This window comes from Streptomyces sp. NPDC052109, from assembly GCF_040680195.1.
Lineage (GTDB): Bacteria > Actinomycetota > Actinomycetes > Streptomycetales > Streptomycetaceae > Streptomyces.
Map to the genome: position 1 here is coordinate 706,275 of NZ_JBFAWF010000001.1, position 19,063 is coordinate 725,337.

Annotated in this window: 16 protein-coding genes; 5 read left to right on the forward strand and 11 right to left on the reverse strand. The window is 73.9% G+C overall.

Going from position 1 to position 19,063, the window contains the following annotated elements:
• The first annotated feature begins 128 nt into the window (after positions 1-128).
• On the forward strand, positions 129-3,761 hold the full coding sequence (locus tag AB0L59_RS03175; RefSeq protein ID WP_365578598.1) for a S8 family serine peptidase: 3,633 nt from the start codon (positions 129-131) through the stop codon (positions 3,759-3,761).
• Here AB0L59_RS03175 and AB0L59_RS03180 read toward each other — a convergent pair.
• The 3 genes from AB0L59_RS03180 to AB0L59_RS03190 are packed head-to-tail and all read right to left on the reverse strand — an operon-like array spanning position 3,736 to position 7,190.
• Positions 3,736-5,106, reverse strand: coding sequence for a carboxyl transferase domain-containing protein (locus AB0L59_RS03180; protein ID WP_365578600.1), 1,371 nt, complete (start codon positions 5,104-5,106; stop codon positions 3,736-3,738). The genes AB0L59_RS03175 and AB0L59_RS03180 overlap by 26 nt on opposite strands.
• A complete protein-coding gene (locus AB0L59_RS03185; protein WP_365578602.1) occupies positions 5,099-6,544 on the reverse strand; it encodes an acyl-CoA synthetase in 1,446 nt (481 codons plus the stop codon). Before AB0L59_RS03185 ends, AB0L59_RS03180 begins: the two co-directional genes overlap by 8 nt.
• A 40-nt stretch (positions 6,545-6,584) precedes the next feature.
• Positions 6,585-7,190 (reverse strand): SAM-dependent methyltransferase, encoded by a 606-nt coding sequence (locus tag AB0L59_RS03190; RefSeq protein ID WP_365578604.1) that lies wholly within the window; start codon positions 7,188-7,190, stop codon positions 6,585-6,587.
• 70 nt (positions 7,191-7,260) lie between these two features.
• Between AB0L59_RS03190 and AB0L59_RS03195 the strand changes: the two genes are divergently transcribed.
• Entirely contained in the window at positions 7,261-8,136 is an 876-nt protein-coding gene (locus tag AB0L59_RS03195; protein ID WP_365578606.1) for a hypothetical protein, read from the forward strand.
• Positions 8,137-8,222: 86 nt separating this feature from the next.
• Here the strand turns inward: AB0L59_RS03195 and AB0L59_RS03200 are convergent, their stop codons facing one another.
• Complete coding sequence (locus AB0L59_RS03200) at positions 8,223-9,122, reverse strand: LysR family transcriptional regulator (protein WP_365578608.1); 900 nt, start codon at positions 9,120-9,122, stop codon at positions 8,223-8,225.
• 94 nt (positions 9,123-9,216) lie between these two features.
• On the opposite strand from AB0L59_RS03200, the gene AB0L59_RS03205 reads away from it, so the two are divergent.
• Positions 9,217-10,047 (forward strand): SDR family NAD(P)-dependent oxidoreductase, encoded by an 831-nt coding sequence (locus AB0L59_RS03205; RefSeq protein WP_365578610.1) that lies wholly within the window; start codon positions 9,217-9,219, stop codon positions 10,045-10,047.
• A 6-nt stretch (positions 10,048-10,053) separates the two neighbouring features.
• Here AB0L59_RS03205 and AB0L59_RS03210 read toward each other — a convergent pair whose 3' ends face one another.
• Positions 10,054-10,611: a hypothetical protein gene (locus AB0L59_RS03210; protein WP_365578612.1), complete on the reverse strand. Its 558-nt coding sequence runs from the start codon at positions 10,609-10,611 to the stop codon at positions 10,054-10,056.
• Between the two features lie 152 nt (positions 10,612-10,763).
• On the opposite strand from AB0L59_RS03210, the gene AB0L59_RS03215 reads away from it, so the two are divergent.
• Together AB0L59_RS03215 and AB0L59_RS03220 are read left to right on the forward strand one after the other, a co-directional pair.
• Complete coding sequence (locus tag AB0L59_RS03215) at positions 10,764-11,537, forward strand: IclR family transcriptional regulator (protein WP_365578614.1); 774 nt, start codon at positions 10,764-10,766, stop codon at positions 11,535-11,537.
• Positions 11,534-12,382, forward strand: a complete 849-nt coding sequence (locus AB0L59_RS03220; RefSeq protein WP_365578616.1) for an SMP-30/gluconolactonase/LRE family protein — start codon at positions 11,534-11,536, stop codon at positions 12,380-12,382. The genes AB0L59_RS03215 and AB0L59_RS03220 overlap by 4 nt, the downstream gene beginning before the upstream one ends.
• A 5-nt stretch (positions 12,383-12,387) precedes the next feature.
• Here AB0L59_RS03220 and AB0L59_RS03225 read toward each other — a convergent pair whose 3' ends face one another.
• From AB0L59_RS03225 to AB0L59_RS03250, 6 genes are all read right to left on the reverse strand, one after another.
• A complete protein-coding gene (locus AB0L59_RS03225; RefSeq protein WP_365578618.1) occupies positions 12,388-13,785 on the reverse strand; it encodes an FAD-dependent monooxygenase in 1,398 nt (465 codons plus the stop codon).
• A 75-nt stretch (positions 13,786-13,860) separates the two neighbouring features.
• On the reverse strand, positions 13,861-15,018 hold the full coding sequence (locus tag AB0L59_RS03230) for an MAB_1171c family putative transporter (protein ID WP_365578620.1): 1,158 nt from the start codon (positions 15,016-15,018) through the stop codon (positions 13,861-13,863).
• Between the two features lie 61 nt (positions 15,019-15,079).
• Positions 15,080-16,270, reverse strand: coding sequence for an MAB_1171c family putative transporter (locus AB0L59_RS03235; protein ID WP_365578622.1), 1,191 nt, complete (start codon positions 16,268-16,270; stop codon positions 15,080-15,082).
• Complete coding sequence (locus tag AB0L59_RS03240) at positions 16,267-16,749, reverse strand: toxin (protein WP_365578624.1); 483 nt, start codon at positions 16,747-16,749, stop codon at positions 16,267-16,269. Before AB0L59_RS03240 ends, AB0L59_RS03235 begins: the two co-directional genes overlap by 4 nt.
• Before the next feature lie 93 nt (positions 16,750-16,842).
• Positions 16,843-18,066: an MAB_1171c family putative transporter gene (locus tag AB0L59_RS03245; RefSeq protein ID WP_365579493.1), complete on the reverse strand. Its 1,224-nt coding sequence runs from the start codon at positions 18,064-18,066 to the stop codon at positions 16,843-16,845.
• 50 nt (positions 18,067-18,116) lie between these two features.
• On the reverse strand, positions 18,117-18,722 hold the full coding sequence (locus AB0L59_RS03250) for a toxin-antitoxin system, toxin component family protein (protein ID WP_365578626.1): 606 nt from the start codon (positions 18,720-18,722) through the stop codon (positions 18,117-18,119).
• Positions 18,723-19,063: the final 341 nt, after the last annotated feature.

The following is a 19,063-nucleotide window of genomic DNA, read 5'->3' on the forward strand; positions in this document are numbered from 1 at the left end:
CCCTGGCGGATACCCGCCAGGGCGCGTTCCCGCCGCCGACGGTCAACCCCCTTGCACCAGGCGGCACATGACACTCGTCCCAGCACGCGAGCCACTCGGACCGACACCTCCGACGAGAAGAGGCGTGGATGACCAGAGGACCAGTCGGACGCGGAGCGGTACTGCTGGCGGCGGGACTGGTGGGTGCCCTGCTCCCGGCGGGATCCGCAGCGGCGGCGGGACACACCGCGCCGCACTCACCGGGCCCCGCGACCACGGCCGCCACCGCCACCAGCGTCACCCTCGTCACCGGCGACAAGGTGACCGTCACCGACCTCGGGCACGGGAAGAAGACGGTCACCGTGCGGCGGCCCGAGGGCGCCACCGGAGCCGTGCGGACGCAGGAGAGCGGCGGCGAGATCAGCGTCGTACCGGACGAGGCGCTGCCGTATCTGCGGGCCGGGACGCTGGACCGGCGGCTGTTCGACGTGAGCGGGCTGATCCGGCAGGGGCTGACCGACGCCAAGGCCGCCGCGACCCCTCTGATCGTGACCTACCGCAAGGGCGCGCGGGCCGCCGCCCCGGCCGGGACCGAGCGCACCCGCAGCCTGCCCAGTCTTCGCGGGGCCGCCGTCGAGGCCGGCAAGGGGCTGGGGCGTACCTTCTGGCGGTCGTTCACCCACCGCGACGGCGTCGCCGAGGTGTGGCTGGACGGCAGGGTCAAGGCCGGCATGGCCGAGAGCAACGCGCAGATCGGCACGCAGGCGGCCTGGGACGCGGGACTGACGGGCAGGGGGGTCACCGTCGCCGTCCTCGACACGGGAGTCGACCTGAGCCACCCCGACCTCGAGGACCGGGTCACCACCACCAAGAGCTTCGTCGACGGACAGGACGCCGCCGACCGCAACGGCCACGGCACCCACGTCACCTCCACCGTCGGCGGCAGCGGCGCCGCCTCCGACGGCAAGGAGAAGGGCGTCGCGCCCGAGGCCACCCTCGCCGTCGGCAAGGTGCTCAGCGACCAGGGCTCGGGCAGCGAGTCGCAGATCATCGCCGGGATGGAGTGGGCCGCGAGGGACCTGCACGCCCGGATCGTCTCCATGAGCCTCGGCTCCACCGAGCCGAGCGACGGCACCGACCCGATGGCCGAGGCGGTGAACACCCTCTCCAGGGAGACCGGCGCGCTCTTCGTCGTCGCCGCGGGCAACACCGGCGCACCGTCCTCCATCGGCTCGCCCGGCGCCGCCGACGCGGCCCTCACCGTCGGCGCGGTCGACTCCGCCGACCAGGCGGCCTACTTCACCAGCGCCGGACCCCGGTACGGCGACAACGCCCTCAAGCCCGACATATCGGCACCCGGCGTCGACATCCTCGCCGCCCGCTCCCAACTCACCGACGGCAGCGGCTACTACGCCTCCATGAGCGGTACGTCCATGGCGACCCCGCACGTCGCCGGGGTAGCCGCCCTGCTCGCCCAGGAGCATCCCGGCTGGACCGGCGCGCAGCTGAAGGACGCGCTGATGTCGAGCTCGAGAGAACTGGACGCATCCGCCTACCTGCTGGGTGCGGGGCGGGTCAGCGTGCCGGACGCCGTCAGGGCCCGGGTCACCGCCACCGGCAGCGCCGACCTCGGCTTCCACAGCTGGCCGTACGACCAGGACAAGCCGGTCACCCGTATCGTCACCTACGCCAACTCCTCCGACGAGGCGGTCGAGTTGAAGCTGTCCGTGACAGGCGCCCCGGACGGTGTGGCCACCCTCGCCGACACCTCCCTCACCGTCCCGGCCCACGGCACCGCCTCCACCACGGTCACCGGCGACGCCTCCAAGGCGCCGGTCGGCGAGACCGGCGGGCAGATCGTGGCCACGAGTCCCTCCGGCGACGTCGTCGCACACACCGCGTTCGGGCTGGTCAAGGAGGAGGAGCGGGACACGCTCACCGTCCACGTCAAGGACCGCGCGGGCGCGCCCACCGCCGCCGACCTCACCCTGCAGCGGCTCGCGGCGGGCGAGGACGCCCAGCCCGCCCACGTCGGCGACTCCGGCACCCTCCGGCTGCGCCTGAAGCCCGGCACCTACTCCCTCGCCACCTTCCTCGACGTGCGCGGCAGCCATGGCGCCGACTCCCTCGGCCTCGGCTTCCTCGCGGCGCCCGAGATCACCCTCGACCACGACCAGGACGTCACCCTGGACGGCCGCACGCTGCGCGAGCTCAGGGCCGACGTCGACCGGCGCACCGAGACCCACCAGCTCGTGATGGAGTACGACCGGCAGGCGAACGGCGCCGATCTCTTCGGCGCGGTCCAGGTGCCCCTCACCTACGACAGCGTCTTCGCCGCGCCCACGGCCGAGGTCACCCAGGGCGGCTTCGAGTACCGGACCGTGTGGCGGCTGGCCATGCCGCAGCTGCAGGTGCAGGGCGTCGGCGAGGCGACCGTCCAGCCGGGCGGCACCCTGGTCGAGGGCCGCACCAGGCTGCCGCTGGTGGACGCCGGCGACGGCCCCTTCACCGGGGTGTCCGGCGAGGCGGTGCTCGCGCACCTGGCCGACGGCGCCGATCCGGCCGCACTCGCCCGGGCCGCGCAGGACGCGGGCGCCAAGGCGCTGTTCGTGACGGACGACGCGCCCGGCCGGCTGATGGCCTGGTGGGGCACCGACGACGACGCCGACCGGCCGCTGCAGATCGCCACGGTGAACGCGGCGGACGCGGCCCGGCTGCGCGCGGCCGGCCGGGTCGACATGACCGGCACCGCCGACTCCCCGTACGTGTACGACCTGTCCGAGGGGCACCGTGGCGCGATCCCCGACCGGGACCTCACCTATCGGCCCACGGGCCGCCAACTGGCCGACGTACACGTGAAGTTCCACGCGGCGCGGCCCGCGGACGGCGGCGAGTTCCGGTACTCCCTCACCGACACCTTCCCCATCGGCCTCGGCTTCCAGGAGCGGGTCCACCTGCCCGCCGAGCGCACCGACCACGTCTCCACCGGCCCCGGCCAGCTGTGGCACGAGTCCGTCGCGATCGGCGACGGCACCCTGGAGGAGCGCAGCGGGCTGGTGCGGTACGAGGGTGGCTCGCATCCGGTGCTGAACTGGTTCGGGCCGGTGTGGCACCCATGGCTCGGCACCGGGCTCGGCTGGGGGCAGCAACGCGCCGGGAACGAGATCCAGTTGAACACCCCGGGCTGGGGCGACTCCGGTCCCGACCACACCGGGTTCGGCGACGTGTGGAGCACGGACGGCGGCATGAGCCAGACCACCGCCGTGTACCTCGACGGCACGCTCGTCGACCAGGGCAACGGCTCCGCCGCGTACGTCTGGGACGCGCCGGCCGACGAGCACACCTACAAGGTCGTCACCGACACTGCGCTCGACGCGGGGCGCTGGCCGCTGGCCTCGCGGGGACACTCCGAATGGACGTTCCGGTCGGCCGCCACTCCGGAGGACCACTGGACCTGTCTGCCGCTGATCAACCTCGCGTACGGCATCGAGACCGATCTCGCGGGGACCGTGCGGGGTGGCTCGCGCATCCCGGTGGGGCTCGGCGCGCCGTACGTGGCCGGGGCCGCCGGCACCGGGGCCTTGAGCGGGGGGCGGCTGGAGGTGTCCTACGACGAGGGGGCGAGCTGGCGCGCCGTTCCGCTGAAGGGCGCGGGCGCGTCCTGGCGCGGCGCGCTGAGTGTGCCGCGCGCCGCGACCTCCGTTTCGCTGCGGGCCTCGGCCCACGACGACAGGGGGGGATCGGTGACGCAGGAGATCATTCAGGCGGTGGCCGTGAAGTGACCCGGGGCCGGGGGTGGTCCACGATCCCTCTGATCACCCCCAGCTCCACCAGGTCCTGCGGCCGGATGCGGAGCTGGTCGGCCGTCGCCTCCGACTGCTCCGGCGGCCGTTTGAGGATGGCCGCCGCCAGTTCCGGGGCGATCACCGAGAAGTAACTGTCGGGCGTGGCCCAGGTGTTGCCCGGTGCCGCCAGTGCCAGCGCCCCGCCGGAGCCGCCCTCGCCGATGACGAGCGTGGTGATCGGGACCCGGGCGGCCGCCACCGCCCCGAACACCTCGGCGATCGCGGCCCCGGCCCCCTGCCGCTCCGCCTCGGCGTCATTGGCCGCGCCCGGCGTGTCCACCAGCGTCAGGACCGGGATGCCGAGCCGGTCCGCCAGCCGGATCAGCCGGGCGGCGGACCGGTAACCGGCGGGCCGGGTCGCCGCCCCGGTCTGTGCCGCGTAGGCCACGGTACGACCGTCCCGCTCACCGAACCCGCAGAGGACGCCGTCGGGATCCGTACCCCCGCACCGGTCGCCGCTGATGTCACGGCGGTGGGTGAAGTAGGCGTCCAAGTAGTCCTGCGCCCGGGGGCGTTCGCGCGCGCGGGCGCGCTGGACGGCCGCCCAGCCGGTCGCCGGGAGGCCGGCGGTGCCGAGCGCGGCCGGTACGGGGGCTTCCTGCGCCGGGGTGGTGAGGAGCCGGAGCCACCGGCCCAGCGTCTCCCGCAGCTCCTCGGGCGGTACCACCGCGTCCGCCGCCCCCGCCGCCAGCTGCCCCTCCGCGGTGTAGGCCGCCGGGTCGGCGTCCGGGGGCCGGACCCGGGAACCCGCGAAGCCCACCTGGGCGCCCGGCAGGGCCAGGATCACGTCGGCTCCGGCGCCGAGGGTGGCCCAGCCGCCGCCGGTCGTGGGGTCCCGCAGGACCGCGATCTGCGGCAGGCCCGCCTCCCGCGTGAGCGCCGACTCGCGGGCCACCCGCTGCAGTTGGCTCAGTGCGAGCATGCCCTCCTGCATCCGGCTGCCGCCGGTGGCGACCAACGGCACGACCGGGAGCCGGTGGGCGCGGGCGTGGTGGTACGCCGCCTCCAGCCGGTCCCCGGTGCGCTCGCCGAGGGAGCCGCCCAGGAAGCCGAACTCGAAGGCGAGCAGCACGGCCCGGGTGCCTTCGACGCTCGCCGTGCCGCAGACGACCGACTCCTCCTCACCGGTGCGTTCGGCGGCACGGGCGCGCATGGCGTCGTAGCCCTGCCAGCCGAGGGGGCCGTCCCGCCCGGGCCCCCCTGTCGGTGCCGGGAGTCCGGCGAAGGTGCCGGGGTCCGTGACCAGCGTCAGGATCTCCCGGGCCGAGCGCCGCTCAGGCATCGGCCAGCGCCCGCTTCATGATCTTCCCCATGTCGTTGCGGGGAAGCGCGTCCAGGTAGTGGACCACGCGGGGGCGCTTGTGGGGGGCGAGGCGCCGGGCCACGTGGTCCGCCAGCTCCTTCGCGGGGGGCGGCGACTCCGGGTCGGCCGGGACGATCCAGGCCACGATCCGCTCGCCGAGGTCCGCGTCCGGCTCCCCGGTGACCGCCGCCTCCCGCACCCCCGGATGCTCCAGCAGCGCGTTCTCGATCTCCCCGGCCCCGATCTTGTACCCGCCGCTCTTGATCAGGTCCGTGGCCTTGCGCCCGACGATCCGCACGTACCCGTCGCTCTCCCGCACCGCCATGTCCCCGGTGCGGAACCAGCCGTCGGCGGTGTACGCGGCGGCCGTGGCGTCGGGCCGGTTGAGATACTCGGTGAACAGGTTCGGCCCGCGCACCTGGATCTCGCCGACGCTCTCCCCGTCGTACGCGGTGATCGGCGTCCCGTCCTCCTCCACCAGCCGCAGCTCGACGCCGGGCAGCGGCACGCCCACGGTGCCCGCGCGCGGTTCGCCGTCGGCCCGCACGCTGGTGTTCATCAGCGTCTCGGTCATGCCGTACCGCTCGATCACCCGGCGTCCGGTCGCCGCCGCGATCCGCTCGTGGTCGTGCACGGGCAGCGCGGCCGAGCCCGAGACCAGCAGCCGGGCCCGGGCGAGCGCCTTGGCCAGCTCCGGGTCCTCGGGCAGGGCCTCGGCGATGCGGTGGTACATCGTCGGCACCCCGAACAGCATGGTCGCGCCGGCGTTCAGCTCCCGTGCCACGCCCTCGGTGCTGAACCGGCCCAGGTGCCGGACGCTGCCGCCGCGCCGCAGCGGGCCGAGGGTGCCGAGCACGAGCCCGTGCACATGGAACAGGGGCAGCCCGTGCACCAGCACGTCGTCCCCGGTCCACTGCCAGGCGTCGGCGAGCGCGTCCAGGGTGGTGGCGAGGGCCCGGCGGGGCAGGACGGCGCCCTTGGGCGGGCCCGTGGTGCCGGAGGTGTACACGACCAGCGCCGGGTCCCCGCCCGGGGCCGTGTCGTCGGGTACGACGCCGGAGGCGGACGCGTCGACGTCGATCCGCTCCAACTCGCCGACCACGCTGGGGAGTTCGGCGCCAGGAGTGGCCAGTACGAGGGTCGGCGCGCTGTCGGAGAGGATGTGCGCGAGTTCTTTCTCGCCCGACTTGGGGTTCAGCGGCACCGCGGCCACGCCGGCGAGCAGCGCGCCCGTCACGGCGACGGCGGTCTCCAGCTCCGGCGTGGCCCACACGGCCACCCGGCCGGCGCCCCGCAGCCGGGCGGCGAGCGCGCCCGCGGCCCCGGCCAGCTCGCCGTACGTCAACGACCGTTCGCCGAACCGCAGGGCGATCCGCTCGCCCGGACCGTCCGTCAGGGCGGGGAAGAGGGAGGACACGCGGGGCACTCCTAACTGTCGGTGGACCGTCGGCACCTTCCTACCCCAGGAGGCTTGTCCCGACGACCGCGCTCAGGTCCGCCGCGAGCCTCAGCTCGGTCGCGCGCAGCGCGGGATGCTCCAGCCAGTGCAGCCGGGGCCGGTCCGGCGCGCCCTCGTGCAGCGGCGGCCAGCCGGTCGCCGGGGTGAGGTCGTCGACGACGAGCGTCCCGCCGGGCACCAGCAGCCGCTCGACGTCCGCGGGCGGAGCCCCGGGCACCTTGCCCTGCCCGCCCCCGTCGAGCACGAGCAGGTCGAAGGGCCCGTACTCCTCGATCCGCCGCCAGTCGCCGCCGAGCACGGTGACCTCGGCCCGCCCGGCGAACACTCCCGCGGCGGCCCGCGCCCGCTCCGGGTCCCGCTCCACGCTGTACGACCGCACCCCCGGAGCCGTGCCCGACGCCGGCCACGCCAGGCCCACCCCGAGCCCCGTCCCGGTCTCCCCGATGCGGACCCGGGCGCCGCCCGCCGGCGCGTGCAGCAGCCGGCCCTGCTCGGGGCGGCAGGAGTGCCGGAAACCGTGGCTGCGGGCGACGGCGAGCGCGGCCCGGACGAGGGCGGGAAGCCCGGGCACGCCGGCGTACGCGTCGGTCCCGTCGATGGCCATGGTCACTTCATACCGGACAGCGCCGGTTGTTAGCCTCGCCGTGATCGAACCGTACGACAGGGAGTCCGCCGTGCCCCGCATCGCCCTCGCCACCTACGACCCCGGCGCCGAGCCCGGCAAGGACACCGACCTGCCGGAGCTGGTGCGGGCGCTGAGCGACGCCGGAGCCGAGGCCGAGGCCCGCCACTGGGACGACCCGGACGCCGACTGGGGCGGCTACGACCTCGTCGTCATCCGCTCCACCTGGGACTACAGCTGGCGCGCCGAGGAGTTCGGGGCCTGGGTGGAGCGGGTCGGCGCGCTGACCCGGCTCGCCAATCCGGCGCCCGTGGTGCGCTGGAACACCGACAAGCGCTACCTGGGCGAGCTCGCGGCGGCCGGCGTGCCCACCGTCCCCACGAGTTACATCGCACCGGGCGAGCCGGCCGACCTGCCCGTCGACCACGAGTACGTGATCAAGCCGACCTCGGGCGCCGGTGCCCGGTTCGCCGCCCGCTACACGCCCGACGGGCACGAGCAGGCCGTACGGCACCTCGCCCGGATGCACGCCGAGGGCTTCACCGCGATGGTCCAGCCGTATGTGCGGGGCATCGACGTCAGCGGCGAGCGGGCGCTGCAGTTCTTCGGCGGCCGGCCGCTGCACGCCAGCCGCAAGGGCGCCGTCCTCGCGCCCGGCACCCCGTACGACGCCGACAAGGTGGCGCATCCGGACCTGGAGCGGTGGCAGCCGACGGCGGCGGAACTGGCGGTCGCGGAGCAGGCGTTGGCGGCGGTGCCCGGCGCGGACGGGTTGCTGTACGCGCGTGTGGACCTCGTGGACGGCGAGGATGGGGAGCCCCGGCTGATGGAGCTCGAACTGGTCGAGCCGAACCTGTTTCTGTGGCTGCATCCCGGTTCCCTGGAGCGTGTGACGGAAGCGATCCTGACCGCGGCCGCCATCGACTGACGCCCCTGGGGTGCCGCGACGTGTCGTCGTGCGGCTGCGGCCGCGCCGTGACATGTCGCGCAGTTCCCCGCTCCCCTTCGGGGCCATCAGCGGACCGTCTCCCGGCATGCCTCCGCATACGCCCGCACCAGCGGCCGCCGGCCGTCCTCCCGCCGCCACGCCAGCACATAGCGGCTCGGGCCGATGCCCCGGACCGGACGGGTGACGACCCCGCCCAGGCTGATCAGCGGGGCGTTGCCCGCGGCGACCAGGCAGACGCCGAGGCCCGCGACCAGCGCCTCGTACGTCTCCTCCGTCCCGGAGATCTCCGCGCCGATCCGGGGCGGGCGGCCGGTGCGGGCGTCCAGCGCGAGCCAGTGGTCCCGCAGCCGGCCTGCGCTTGCCGGAAGGGCCAGGAACGGCTCGTCCAGCAGGTCCGCGAAGTCGATCTCGGCGTGGGCGGCGAGCGGATGCGAGGCGGGGAGGGCCAGCAGCCGGGGTTCCTCGGCGACCACCGTCCAGGCGTAGCGCTCCTCGTCGGGCAGCGGCAGCCAGACGAACGCGACGTCCGCGGAACCGTCGGCCAGGCCCGCCGTCGGATCGTCCCAGCTCATCTGGCGCAGCCGGACCGTCGTCTCCGGGTGCGCGGCGGTGAAGCGGGAGCGGATCGCGGGCAGCAGGCCGCCCCGGCCCGGACTGGTGCTCATGCCCACCACCAGCGTGCTGCGCTGTGCCGCCTTGGCCGCCTCAACGGCCGCCGCGCCCGCCTCCCACGCGGCCAGCGCCTCGCGCGCGTGCGGCAGCAGCGCCTCGCCCGCCGCCGTCAGCGCCACCCCGTGCCGATCGCGCCGGAACAGCTCCGCCCCCAACCGCCGCTCCAGCGCCCGGATCTGCTTGCTGAGCGCGGGCTGTGAGACGTACAGCTTCTCGGCGGCCCGGGTGAAGTGCAGTTCCCCGGCGACCGCGACGAAGTAGCGCAGGTCCCGGGCGTGGACGTCGATGGCCATAGCCGTTGGTTATCACCTCGGGTCTTGGACGGGCAACGGCATGCGGCAGCAGTCTTGTGTGTGTCGAACGGATCGAGCGGCGCGGGGAGTTGCGATGAACAAGGTATGGCTGGTGACCGGCGCGACCAGCGGTTTCGGGCGGGCGATCACCGAGGCGGCCGTCGCCGCGGGGGACGTGGTGGTCGGCGCGGCCCGGCGCCCGGAGGCCCTGGACGACGTGGTGGCCGCCCACCCCGACCAGGTGGAGGCGCTCCGGCTGGATGTGACGGACACCGCCGCGATCGAGCAGGCCGTAGGGGATGTCGTGGCCCGGTACGGGCGGATCGACGTGCTGGTCAACAACGCCGGCCGCACTCACGTCGGCGCCGTCGAAGAGACCACCGACGCCGAACTGCGCGACCTGTTCGACCTGCACTTCTTCGGACCGGCGGCCCTCGTCCGGGCCGTGCTGCCGCACCTGCGGGAGCGGCGCTCGGGTGCGATCGTGCAGATGAGCAGCATGGGCGGTCAGATGTCCTTCGCGGGCTTCGGGGCGTACAGCGCGACGAAGTTCGCTCTGGAGGGACTGTCCGAGGCGCTCGCGGACGAGGTGCGGGAGTACGGGGTCAAGGTGCTGATCGTCGAGCCGGGCGCCTTCCGGACCGCGCTGTTCGAGGTCGACCGGGCCGGGGCCAGCTCCGACACCGGGGTGTACACCAGGGTCGGGGAGACCCGGGGTGCGGTCGCCGGTGGTCGCGGCAGTCAGCCCGGTGACCCGGCCAGGGCGGCGGCGCTGATCCTGGCCGCCCTGGAGGCGGAGCACACCCCGCTGCGGCTGCCGCTCGGCGACGACGGGGTGAGCGCCGTGCTGGACCACCTCGACCAGGTCCGCCAGGACGTCACCACCTGGGAGAAGCGGACCCGGGCCACCGGTTTCGACGACTGAGCGGGATCAGGGGACGACCGCCGTCCGCTGCAGCAGCCCCCAGGTGAACTCGGTGACCACCTCGTGCCGTACGCCGTCCGGGCCGGGTGCGGTGAAGGCGAGGCCCCAGCGAGTCGGTGCGGTGCCCTCCAGCGGGCGGGCCGGGGCGAAGGCGCGGGCGGCCTCGTCGACCGTGCAGGACCAGGGGACCAGGTCCTGCACGGTCTCCAGCCGCGGCGCGGGGGCACCCGGCGCCCGCACCAGCCACTCGTTCCAGACCGCGCCGTCCGGCCCGACCAGCACCTCGAACCGCAGGTCGGGCCAGAGGGGCAGGGCCCAGCGCCGGGCCTCGCAGTCGACGTCACCGAGCCGGCGCGGGGCGACGGACTCGGGCTCGCCGAGGACCGAGCGGTAACGGGACGCGGCGGAGCGGGATCTCGGGGAGCGGACCATCGCCTGCCAGCGCTTGTTGGTCTCCCGCATGTCCGCGATCGACGCGCCCAGCGTGCGGCGGGCGTCCTCGACCAGATCCGGGTTGTGGTCGGCCATGCGGCGCAGCAGCACCAGCTGGAAGTCCAGATCCATGCCTCCATGGTGCACGGTCTGCCGCCGGGCCATTGCCCGGGAAACCCTCCATGACTAGCCTGTGTTCGTCATGCCGATCGCCTGTTGATATCTCGAACATCTCCGTGTCGCTGTGTCGGACGGGCGCCTAGACCCAAGGGAGGGGGCCGGACGTGGGACGCCTCGTGCCTGCCGTGACCCGGGCTCTCGACATTCTTGAGCTGTTCCTCGACGGGGACGGGACGCTCTCCGCCCCCGACATCGTGCGCAGGCTGCAGCTGCCGCGCACCACCGTGCACGAGCTGGTCACCACGCTCGCCGCACGCTCGTACATCGTGCCCGTGCCGGGGCAGCCCGGACGCTACCGGCTCGGCGTACGCCCGTACCAGCTCGGCAGCCGCTACGCCGAGCAGCTCGACCTCGCCGCCGAGGGCCAGCAGGTGGCCCGCTCGGTCGCCGAGACCTGCGACGAGACCGTCCACGTGGCGATCCTCGAGGGCACCGACGTCATCTACATCGCCAAGGTCGACTCCACGCACGCCGTCCGCATGGTCTCCGCGGCCGGCCGGCGCCTGCCCGCCCACTGCACCTCGGTCGGCAAGATGCTGCTGGCCGCGCTGCCGGAGCAGGAGCTGACCGCGCGGATCCCGGACGACGCCGAGCTGTCCGCGATGACCCCCAACAGCATCACCGACCCCGGCGCGCTGCGCGAGGCGCTGGCGGAGATCCGGCAGCGGGGCATCGCGGCGGAGAGCCGCGAGTCCAACCCGGACGTGAGCTGTGTGGCCGCCCCGGTCCGCGATCGCACCGGCCAGGTCGTCGCCGCGCTGTCCATCTCCGTGCCGATGATCCGCTGGAGCGACGAGCGCCGGGCCGAGCTGGAGCAGCTGGCGGTGAAGGGCGCGGCGGAGCTGTCCGAGCGGCTGGGCCACCGGAGCGCGGCATGAGCGCCGCGTACGAGGTCGCCGTGCGGGCGGAGTCGGAGCTGGGCGAGGGGCCGACCTGGGACCCGGCGACGGGCCGGCTGATCTGGCTCGACATCCTCGGGATGCGCGTCCACACGTACGACCCGGCGTCGGGCCGGCGTACGGTGCGGACGACCGAGCAGCACGTGGGTGCGGTCAAGCCCCGCGCGGGCGGCGGCCTGGTCCTCAACCTCCGGGACGGCGTGGGCCTGCTGGACCCCGACGGCACGTTCCGCTGGCTGCACCACGAGCCGGTCGCGGGCCGCCGCGCGAACGACGCCGCCGTGGCGCCCGACGGCTCGCTGTGGGCGGGCACCATGCGCTACGACGAGGCGCCGGGCGGCGGCACGCTGACCCGGCTGACCGGCGACGGTACGGCGGAACCGGTGCTGTCCGACGTCGCGGTCAGCAACGGCACGGGCTGGAGCCCCGACGGCCGCCTGATGTACTACGTCGACTCCCCGACCCGCCGGGTGGACGTCTTCGACTACGACGGCGAACGGGTCCACGGCCGGCGGCCGCTGGTGGAGATCGAGGAGGGGGCGGGTTTCCCGGACGGGCTGACGGTCGACGCGGACGGATGCGTGTGGGTGGCGCTGTGGGACGGGGGAGCGGTGCGGCGGTACACGCCGGCCGGTGCGTTGGACCGGGTGATCCCACTGCCGACGCCGCGTACGACCGCCTGCGCGTTCGGCGGTGACGACTTGACCGACCTGTACGTGACGACGGCGCGGACGGGGCTCCGGGCGCCGCATCCGGTGGCGGGTTCGCTGCTGGTGGTGCCCGGCGCGGGCCGGGGCGTTGCTCAGCCGGCGTTCGCGGGCTGACCGATTCACGCTCCCGTGCGGTCCAGCTCCCGCACGATCTTCCACTCCCGTGCCGTCAGCGGCGGCTCCGGCAGGGCCGGAAGGAGCGGGCCCGCCAGGGCCGCGAGCACGGCGTCCGGGCGCAGCAGACGGGTGGGTCCCGCCGCGAGGCTCGTCACGTCCCAGAGAGCGGCGGCCGCCCGGTACGAACCGGTGGCCGCCTTCGTCATACGGCGCGAGTACCGGGTGACGAGGTGATCAGCGACGCCCGGTCGCGCACCCCGCACCTGGGGGAACCAGACGTCCTGACCCACGGCCATCGCCCACGCCGCGGTGACCGACCGGGCGACCCCCCGCTGCACCCGCCGCCCGAGTCCGGGCGCGAGGACACCGCCGCGCCGCAGTTCCGCGCCCAGCACCCCGGCGCCGAGCGCGGCCACCGACATGCCCTGTCCGTAGGCGGGGTTGAACGTGGCCACCGCGTCACCGAGGACGACGAAGCCGTCCGGCCAGTGGCGGGCCTTCTCCAGGTAGCGCCGTACGTTGCTGGTGCTGCGGTTGATGCGCACTTCGGTGAGGGGCTCGGCGCCGGAGATCAGGCGGCCGACGATGGGGTCGGGAAGATCGAGTGTGTAGCGCAGGAAGCCATCGGGGTCGGCCGGTGGTTCGCCGCCCCGGGTGCCGGCGAGACTCACCATCCAGCGGCCGCCCTCGATGGGCAGGATCATCCCACTGCGCCCCGGCCGCCCTCGGTAGGGATCGGCCTGCACGAGCGTCACCGGGAACAGCTCGGCCCCGGCGGGTCTGCGGTAGATGCGGGTGGCATTGACGAGACCGGCGTCCACGGTCTTCTCCTCGATGCCCGAAAGGCCGAGCTCCTTCAGCCACGTCAGGACCCGGGACCCCCGCCCGCCGGCGTCGACCACGAAGTCGGCTTCGAGTGCGTGCTCGCCGTCGGGCGTCGACACCCGCACCCCCCGAACACGCCTGGCGTCCCCGGTCAGTTCGAGAGCCTGCGCCTTGCGTATGCGCACGTTCGTGCCGGCCAGCACCGCGGCCCGTACGACCCAGTCCAGCAGCGCCCGGCTGCAGGTGAGCATGTGTGGCCCCTCGTGGCGCCAGCGGCGGAACCAGCCCTCCGGGGTGAGGGCCACCAGCCCCTGGCCGAGGGCCACCTCGTGGGCGCCGGCGGCGAGCAGCCGCTCGCGCATGCGCGTCCCGGGCACCAGATCGTCCATGGCGGCCAGGCCACCGGCCATGAGGAGATGAGCATGGCGCCCCTGAGGGAGCCCACGGCGGTGCCGGGGGCCGTCGGGCAGGTCGTCGCGCTCCAGCACGATCACCTCCTCCACGGAGGCGGACAGCGCCGCGGCGGCCAGCATGCCGGCCAGTCCGGCACCGATCACGACAGCTCTGCGCGGCATGGGGCTCCTCGAATCATCCGGGCATGAACCGGCCAAGCCCGAAGCGGGCCGCGCAAGTTCAGCCATGGCAGGTCCTCACCGTACCTTCACCCACGGTTCCGCGGCGTGCACGGTCTCCAGGGCCCGCGCCAGCTCCACCAAGCCGCTCGGCCCGGACACCTCCGTCGCGTACAGGCGGTTTCCGCTCGGCGCCTGTGGCGGCTCCTCGCCGGCGGCGGCGCGGCGTGCGGCGTCCGCGACCATGGCGGCCTCCGCCGCGACCCGCGCCTCGTGCGCCCCGCGTCCCGCCCGCAGTGCCGCCTCGCGTGCCTTCTCGCGGACGCGGTCGTCGAAGTACGGGGCGAGCGCCAGCAGGGCGTCGTGGATGGACACCTCGCGCCAGTGCAGCCGCTCGTGGGGCAGCTGCCACCACGAGCTGGGAGGCTTGGGCGCGATGGACGCGAACCGCAGCCGTGACCACAGCGGTCCGAGCCGGCGGTAGTCGCCGAGACCGTGCCACTGGGTGAGGACCGCGGGCAGCAGTCTGGGCAGGGCGAAGCCCGCGGAACACAGCAGGGCGGCGAGCGACGCCGCCGGAGGGGCGAGGTCGGTGGACAGGAAGTCGAGGTCGTGTCCCGTCCAACGAGCCACGACCGCCGTGTACTTGGTGAGCTGAAAACCGGTGACGTCCAGCAGCGAGCCGACGAGGATCAGCCGCAGGCCGGTCCGCAGCAGGCCGGTGACCTCGCGCCCCCATTTCACACACAGCGCGCACATCACCAGAATCGCCGCGGTGTGCCCGAACAGATAGAGCAGGATCATCTCCCGCATGCCGGGCGTGTTCGCGTAGTACGTGTCGAGGTCGCGCAGCCGCTCCGTGTGCGCGTCCGCGAGTGCGAACAGCACGACGATGGCGACGATCAGCGCTCCGTAGGCGGCCACACAGCGCAGCACCGCCCGCCGCAGGCGCTCGCGTGGGCCGCCCCGCCAGTGGATCAGCAGGACGAGCAGCGAGCAGCTGTACGCGGAGAGCATTCCGTAGGTGAGCGGAGCACCGAAGTTCGGTATGCCGGTGAGCTCGTTGACCGTGGCCAGGGTCAACGGGGCCGAGCAGACGAAGACGAGGGCGCCCAGCGCGATCGCCGCGCACGTCGACAGGGTGAGCGGATTCCACGGCGCGGTGCGGGGCCGGCGGGCCAGGAGAGCGGAGGACAGCACAAGAGCCCCCGCCGCCAGGTAGACGACGAGATTCACGGCCGCGCCCCCCCGTCCGTCCGCAGTGCGGCCCCGCGGGGCGTACGCATCCTGGTCCGCCTCATGCGGTGCCCGTGTGCGTCGTCCTGCCGCGGACGCGGGCGGACGCGACCAGCGCCGAGGTGGCCAGGGCGTCGGCGATGTCGACCAGGGTCGCCGGGCCGAGGGCGCGGACCGACAGCAGGTCGATCTCGTCGCACGGTTCCAGGGGTTCCAGGGGCCGCTCCCGGCGGCGTTCCGCCTCGACCGCCGCCGCGACCACCGCCGCCCACGCGACCGACTCCGCGCGTCCCGCGTCGTCCGTCTCCCGCAAGGCGCTCTCGCGGACCTGCTCGTACAGGTCCCGGTCGAAGTAGGCGTCCAAATGGCCGAGCGCGTTGTGGATGCTGGTCCGCAGCCACACCAGCCGGGTGGCGGGGGTGGCCCAGCGGGGCCGCGGCAGCCGGAGCGACCGGCGGGTGAGCAGTTCGTCCAGTTCGCGCTCCAGGGGGCTCAGCCGCGCGTACGTCCGTCGGGACCGCCGCCACTCCGTCACGCGCGGCCAGGCCAGCGGGATCAGGATGCCCGTGACGGTGAGGAGCGCGCCGAGCCCGGCGGCCACCGGGGACACCGTCGTCCCGAGCCGCGACCAGTCGGCCCCGCACCATCGGGCCGTCACGGCGGTGAGCTTGGAGACGCTGTACCCGGCGCTGCACAGCGCCCCGGTGCCCAACATGGTCAGCCCCACCCGCAGACGGCCGTCGACCTGGCGTGCCCAGCGCAGCGACGACACCGCGGTGACGCCGGCGGCGGCGAGGTGCCCGGCCAGGTACAGCACGATCATCTCGGCGAGGAACGGGGTGGTCGCGTAGTAGGTGTCCAGGTCGGTACGGCGTTCCACCGGCGCGTCGCCCAGCGCGAACATGACGGCGACGCCGAGGAGGACGCCTGTGTAGGCGGCGATCCACCGGCAGGCGGTCCGGTGCACCTGCGGTCCGCCCCGCCAGTAGACGACGAGGAGCTGCGAGGCGGCGCTGTACGCCGTGATCGAGGCGTAGGTGAGCGGGGCCGCGAGGTTGGGGATGCCGCTGAGCCGGTTGACGGCGCCCACCGTCGGAGGGGCCCCGAGGAGGAAGCACAGCCCGGCCAGGGCCAGCACCGCGCAGATCGCCCGCAGGTACGGATCCCTCCAGTGGCGGGCCAGGTCCGGCGCCTTCACCGCGAGCCCGAGCCACAGCACCGCGCAGCTGACGTAGTTGATCGGGCCGCTCATGGTTTGGTTCCACGGTAGTTGAGAGCGGCGCCGATACGGCCGGCCAGGCCCTGAGTGCCGTCGCCGGGCTCGGCGAACACCGAGTCCGCGGAGGCCTCCAGCCACGGGCGCAGCCGCCGGCCCATCAACATGCCGAACTGGTCGGCCGCCTGCTCCTCGACCAGGTTGAAGTCGGTGCGCGCCGCACCGGCACCACCCTGGCTCATGTGCCACACCTCGTGACAGAAGATGACGATCTGGTGCCACACGGCGGCTCGCCGGTCGACGACCACGTCGTCGTGCGTCTCCCGTTCCAGCCACAGCCCGCTGGCGGTGTGCGGGGGGAAGACCTCCTTGTGGACGACGACCTCGCGGCCGCGCCAGGCGCTGACGGAGGCGACCAGGGCGTCGAAGAGAGCCTCCGGGTCCGCCGGGACCGGCACGCGGATGGGACCGATGAGGGTGTCGGCGAGCCGCCGCATCTCCCTGGTCGTACGCACCCTGCTCTCCGTCATCTCGTCGCCGTCATCCGTGCAATATGCCAACACTCGGCCCGTCTCAGCCACCCTGTGCCGGAAATCCGTGCCTACGTCTCACGCCGAAGCCAAGCCGTCGTTTACCCGGGGCCCGGTGTGCGGATCGCCGCGGCCTTCCGCCGTCGCGCGGACGGCCTCGACGACGTCGGGGCGGCGCAGCGCGCAGGAGACCGGGCCGATCTCCCGCAGGAGGTCCGTCGCGTCGGTGTCCTCCATGCCGTCGTCGGACCGCGGCCGTGCGCGCTTCTCCACGGCGTCCAGGATCGTCACCGCCGAGGCCAGTGCCTTGGCCCTGTCCGGTGGGTGGCCGAGGTCGAGCGCGGCGTCGTACGACCGACGGCGCAGGTCGTCGTCGATGCGGCGGCCGAGGGGCAGCAGGACGTCCCGGATGAACGTCTCGCGGCGCGTCAGCCGCAACTCCGGGCGGGCCCGCAGCAGCAGAGGCACCCCCTCGCCGTTGACGCTGCGCATCAGCAGGTACAGAGGGCGCAGTTGGTTGTGGGCGAGCCGGACCCGCCAGCGGTCGTGCAGGTACTGGCCGACGTGCGGCAGGATGAAGCCGACCGCGATCAGGATGGCCGACAGACAGGCCACCGGCGGCGCGACATCGGTGCTCAGCCAGTCCAGGTCGTGTCCGGTCCAGCGGGCCGTGACGGCGGTGAGCTTGACGGCGTCGAACACCAGGTTCATCCCGTAGCCGGCGCCCAGCGACATCAGCCCCCAGCACAGCCAGGAGTCGAGCAGCCCGTCGGCGCGCACCCAGTTCCAGATCAACCGGGACGTGATGAGGGCCGTGGCGCAGTGCGCGAGCAGGTACAGCAGGATCTCCTCGCGCATGTACGGGGTGTTGGCGTAGTACGTGTCCAGGTCGATGCGCCGCTCGACAGGGACGTCCGCGAGTACGAACAGCACCCACAGCGCGACGATCACACCGGAGTACACGGTGATCACCCAGCGCTGTGCGCGCCGGGTGACGGCAGAGCGGTCGGACAGTCCGTCGCGCCAGGCGATGATCAGCAGCAGACAGGACGCGCAGAACGCGGTGAGCAGCGAATAGACCAGCGGCGCCGAGATGTTGGGGACGCCGGTGACCCGGTTGGTCCAGGCGATCGTCGACGGCGTCACGAACACGAACACCGCACAGGCGAGCAGCAGCAGACCGCCCACCGCGCGCAGCAGCGGGTCCTTCCACAGCCGGATGATCGTGGGCAGCTTGATCGCCAGGGCGGTGGCCAGCACCGCGGTCGCGATCCAGAACGCGATGGAGGACTCGCTGAGCATGTCCGCGGAGGCCGGCCGGCCGGTCAGGGCGGCCGCCTGGTAGGCGCACGTCACCGTGGACCCTCCGCGCGCCCGCGGTGGCCGAGGGACCGCTGGAGGGGGTCGAGGGGCCGGCCCGTGCCGTGCAACAGGTGGGGCCGGAAGGCGGTGGCGAGCCGGTGCCCGAACGCATCGGCGTCGGCCTCGTCGCGCTCCCGGGAGCCGTCGCGGGCGGCGACGGCGAGTGCGGCGGCACACAGGTCGGGCTCCTCGGCCAGCACGCGGGACGCGGCTGCGTCGGCGCCGGGGTGCTGACAGTGTCCGGCGTGCATGTGCCACAGCTCATGCCCGAGGATGACCAGTTGCTGGACCCCTTCGGCCCGCTCCTCGACGATGACGAGGTCGAAGTCGTGGAACTCCACCCACAGGCCCGTGACCGCGAGCTCGTCGGGGAAGCGCTCGAACCGCAGCTGGACGGGCCGCCCTCCGCGCAGGGTGCTCATCGCCGCGCACAGCGCCCGGCACAACTCGCGTGCGTCGGCGGGAGGGTGGGGACGGTCTCGCACCGCCGCGGCGAAGTGGGCCGTCAGCCGACGCATCGTCACATCGGTCCGCGAGCGCTGTCGCAGCCTCCCGGCACACCGGGCCGCCCTCCTCAGCGCGCCCGCGATGCCCATCGTCCCCCCTCCTCGCCGCCGAACGACGGCAGGTCCGAGACTACGCGGAAGGACGTGTCCGCGTCATGCGGTCGACACGGTTCGGGGGGCACCGCGGGACGAATCCGCCGCCCCCATTGACGCGCAAGCGCTTCGACTCTACGGTCACGTTCGAAGTTACGGACAGTATTCGATCTGTCGAACAATGGGGCAAGGTGTGGGACGACCTGGCCTGACTCGCAGGCGACTTCTGACAGCGGTGGGCGGCCCGGCCGTGGCCGGATGCCTCATGGCGGGCGGGCCTGCCGTTGATCGTCGTCTTCGTCCTCTTCCAGCGCCGGATCGTGACGGGTCTCGCCCAC

Coding starts and splice junctions, on each gene's coding strand:
- AB0L59_RS03225 (WP_365578618.1), bottom strand. CDS start 13,785: ATGCCGCGCAGAGCTGTCGTGATCGGTGCCGGACTGGCCGGCATGCTG.
- AB0L59_RS03235 (WP_365578622.1), bottom strand. CDS start 16,270: ATGAGCGGCCCGATCAACTACGTCAGCTGCGCGGTGCTGTGGCTCGGG.
- AB0L59_RS03245 (WP_365579493.1), bottom strand. CDS start 18,066: ATGCTCAGCGAGTCCTCCATCGCGTTCTGGATCGCGACCGCGGTGCTG.
- AB0L59_RS03175 (WP_365578598.1), top strand. CDS start 129: ATGACCAGAGGACCAGTCGGACGCGGAGCGGTACTGCTGGCGGCGGGA.
- AB0L59_RS03210 (WP_365578612.1), bottom strand. CDS start 10,611: ATGGATCTGGACTTCCAGCTGGTGCTGCTGCGCCGCATGGCCGACCAC.
- AB0L59_RS03220 (WP_365578616.1), top strand. CDS start 11,534: ATGAGCGCCGCGTACGAGGTCGCCGTGCGGGCGGAGTCGGAGCTGGGC.
- AB0L59_RS03180 (WP_365578600.1), bottom strand. CDS start 5,106: ATGCCTGAGCGGCGCTCGGCCCGGGAGATCCTGACGCTGGTCACGGAC.
- AB0L59_RS03190 (WP_365578604.1), bottom strand. CDS start 7,190: ATGGCCATCGACGGGACCGACGCGTACGCCGGCGTGCCCGGGCTTCCC.
- AB0L59_RS03250 (WP_365578626.1), bottom strand. CDS start 18,722: ATGGGCATCGCGGGCGCGCTGAGGAGGGCGGCCCGGTGTGCCGGGAGG.
- AB0L59_RS03205 (WP_365578610.1), top strand. CDS start 9,217: ATGAACAAGGTATGGCTGGTGACCGGCGCGACCAGCGGTTTCGGGCGG.
- AB0L59_RS03200 (WP_365578608.1), bottom strand. CDS start 9,122: ATGGCCATCGACGTCCACGCCCGGGACCTGCGCTACTTCGTCGCGGTC.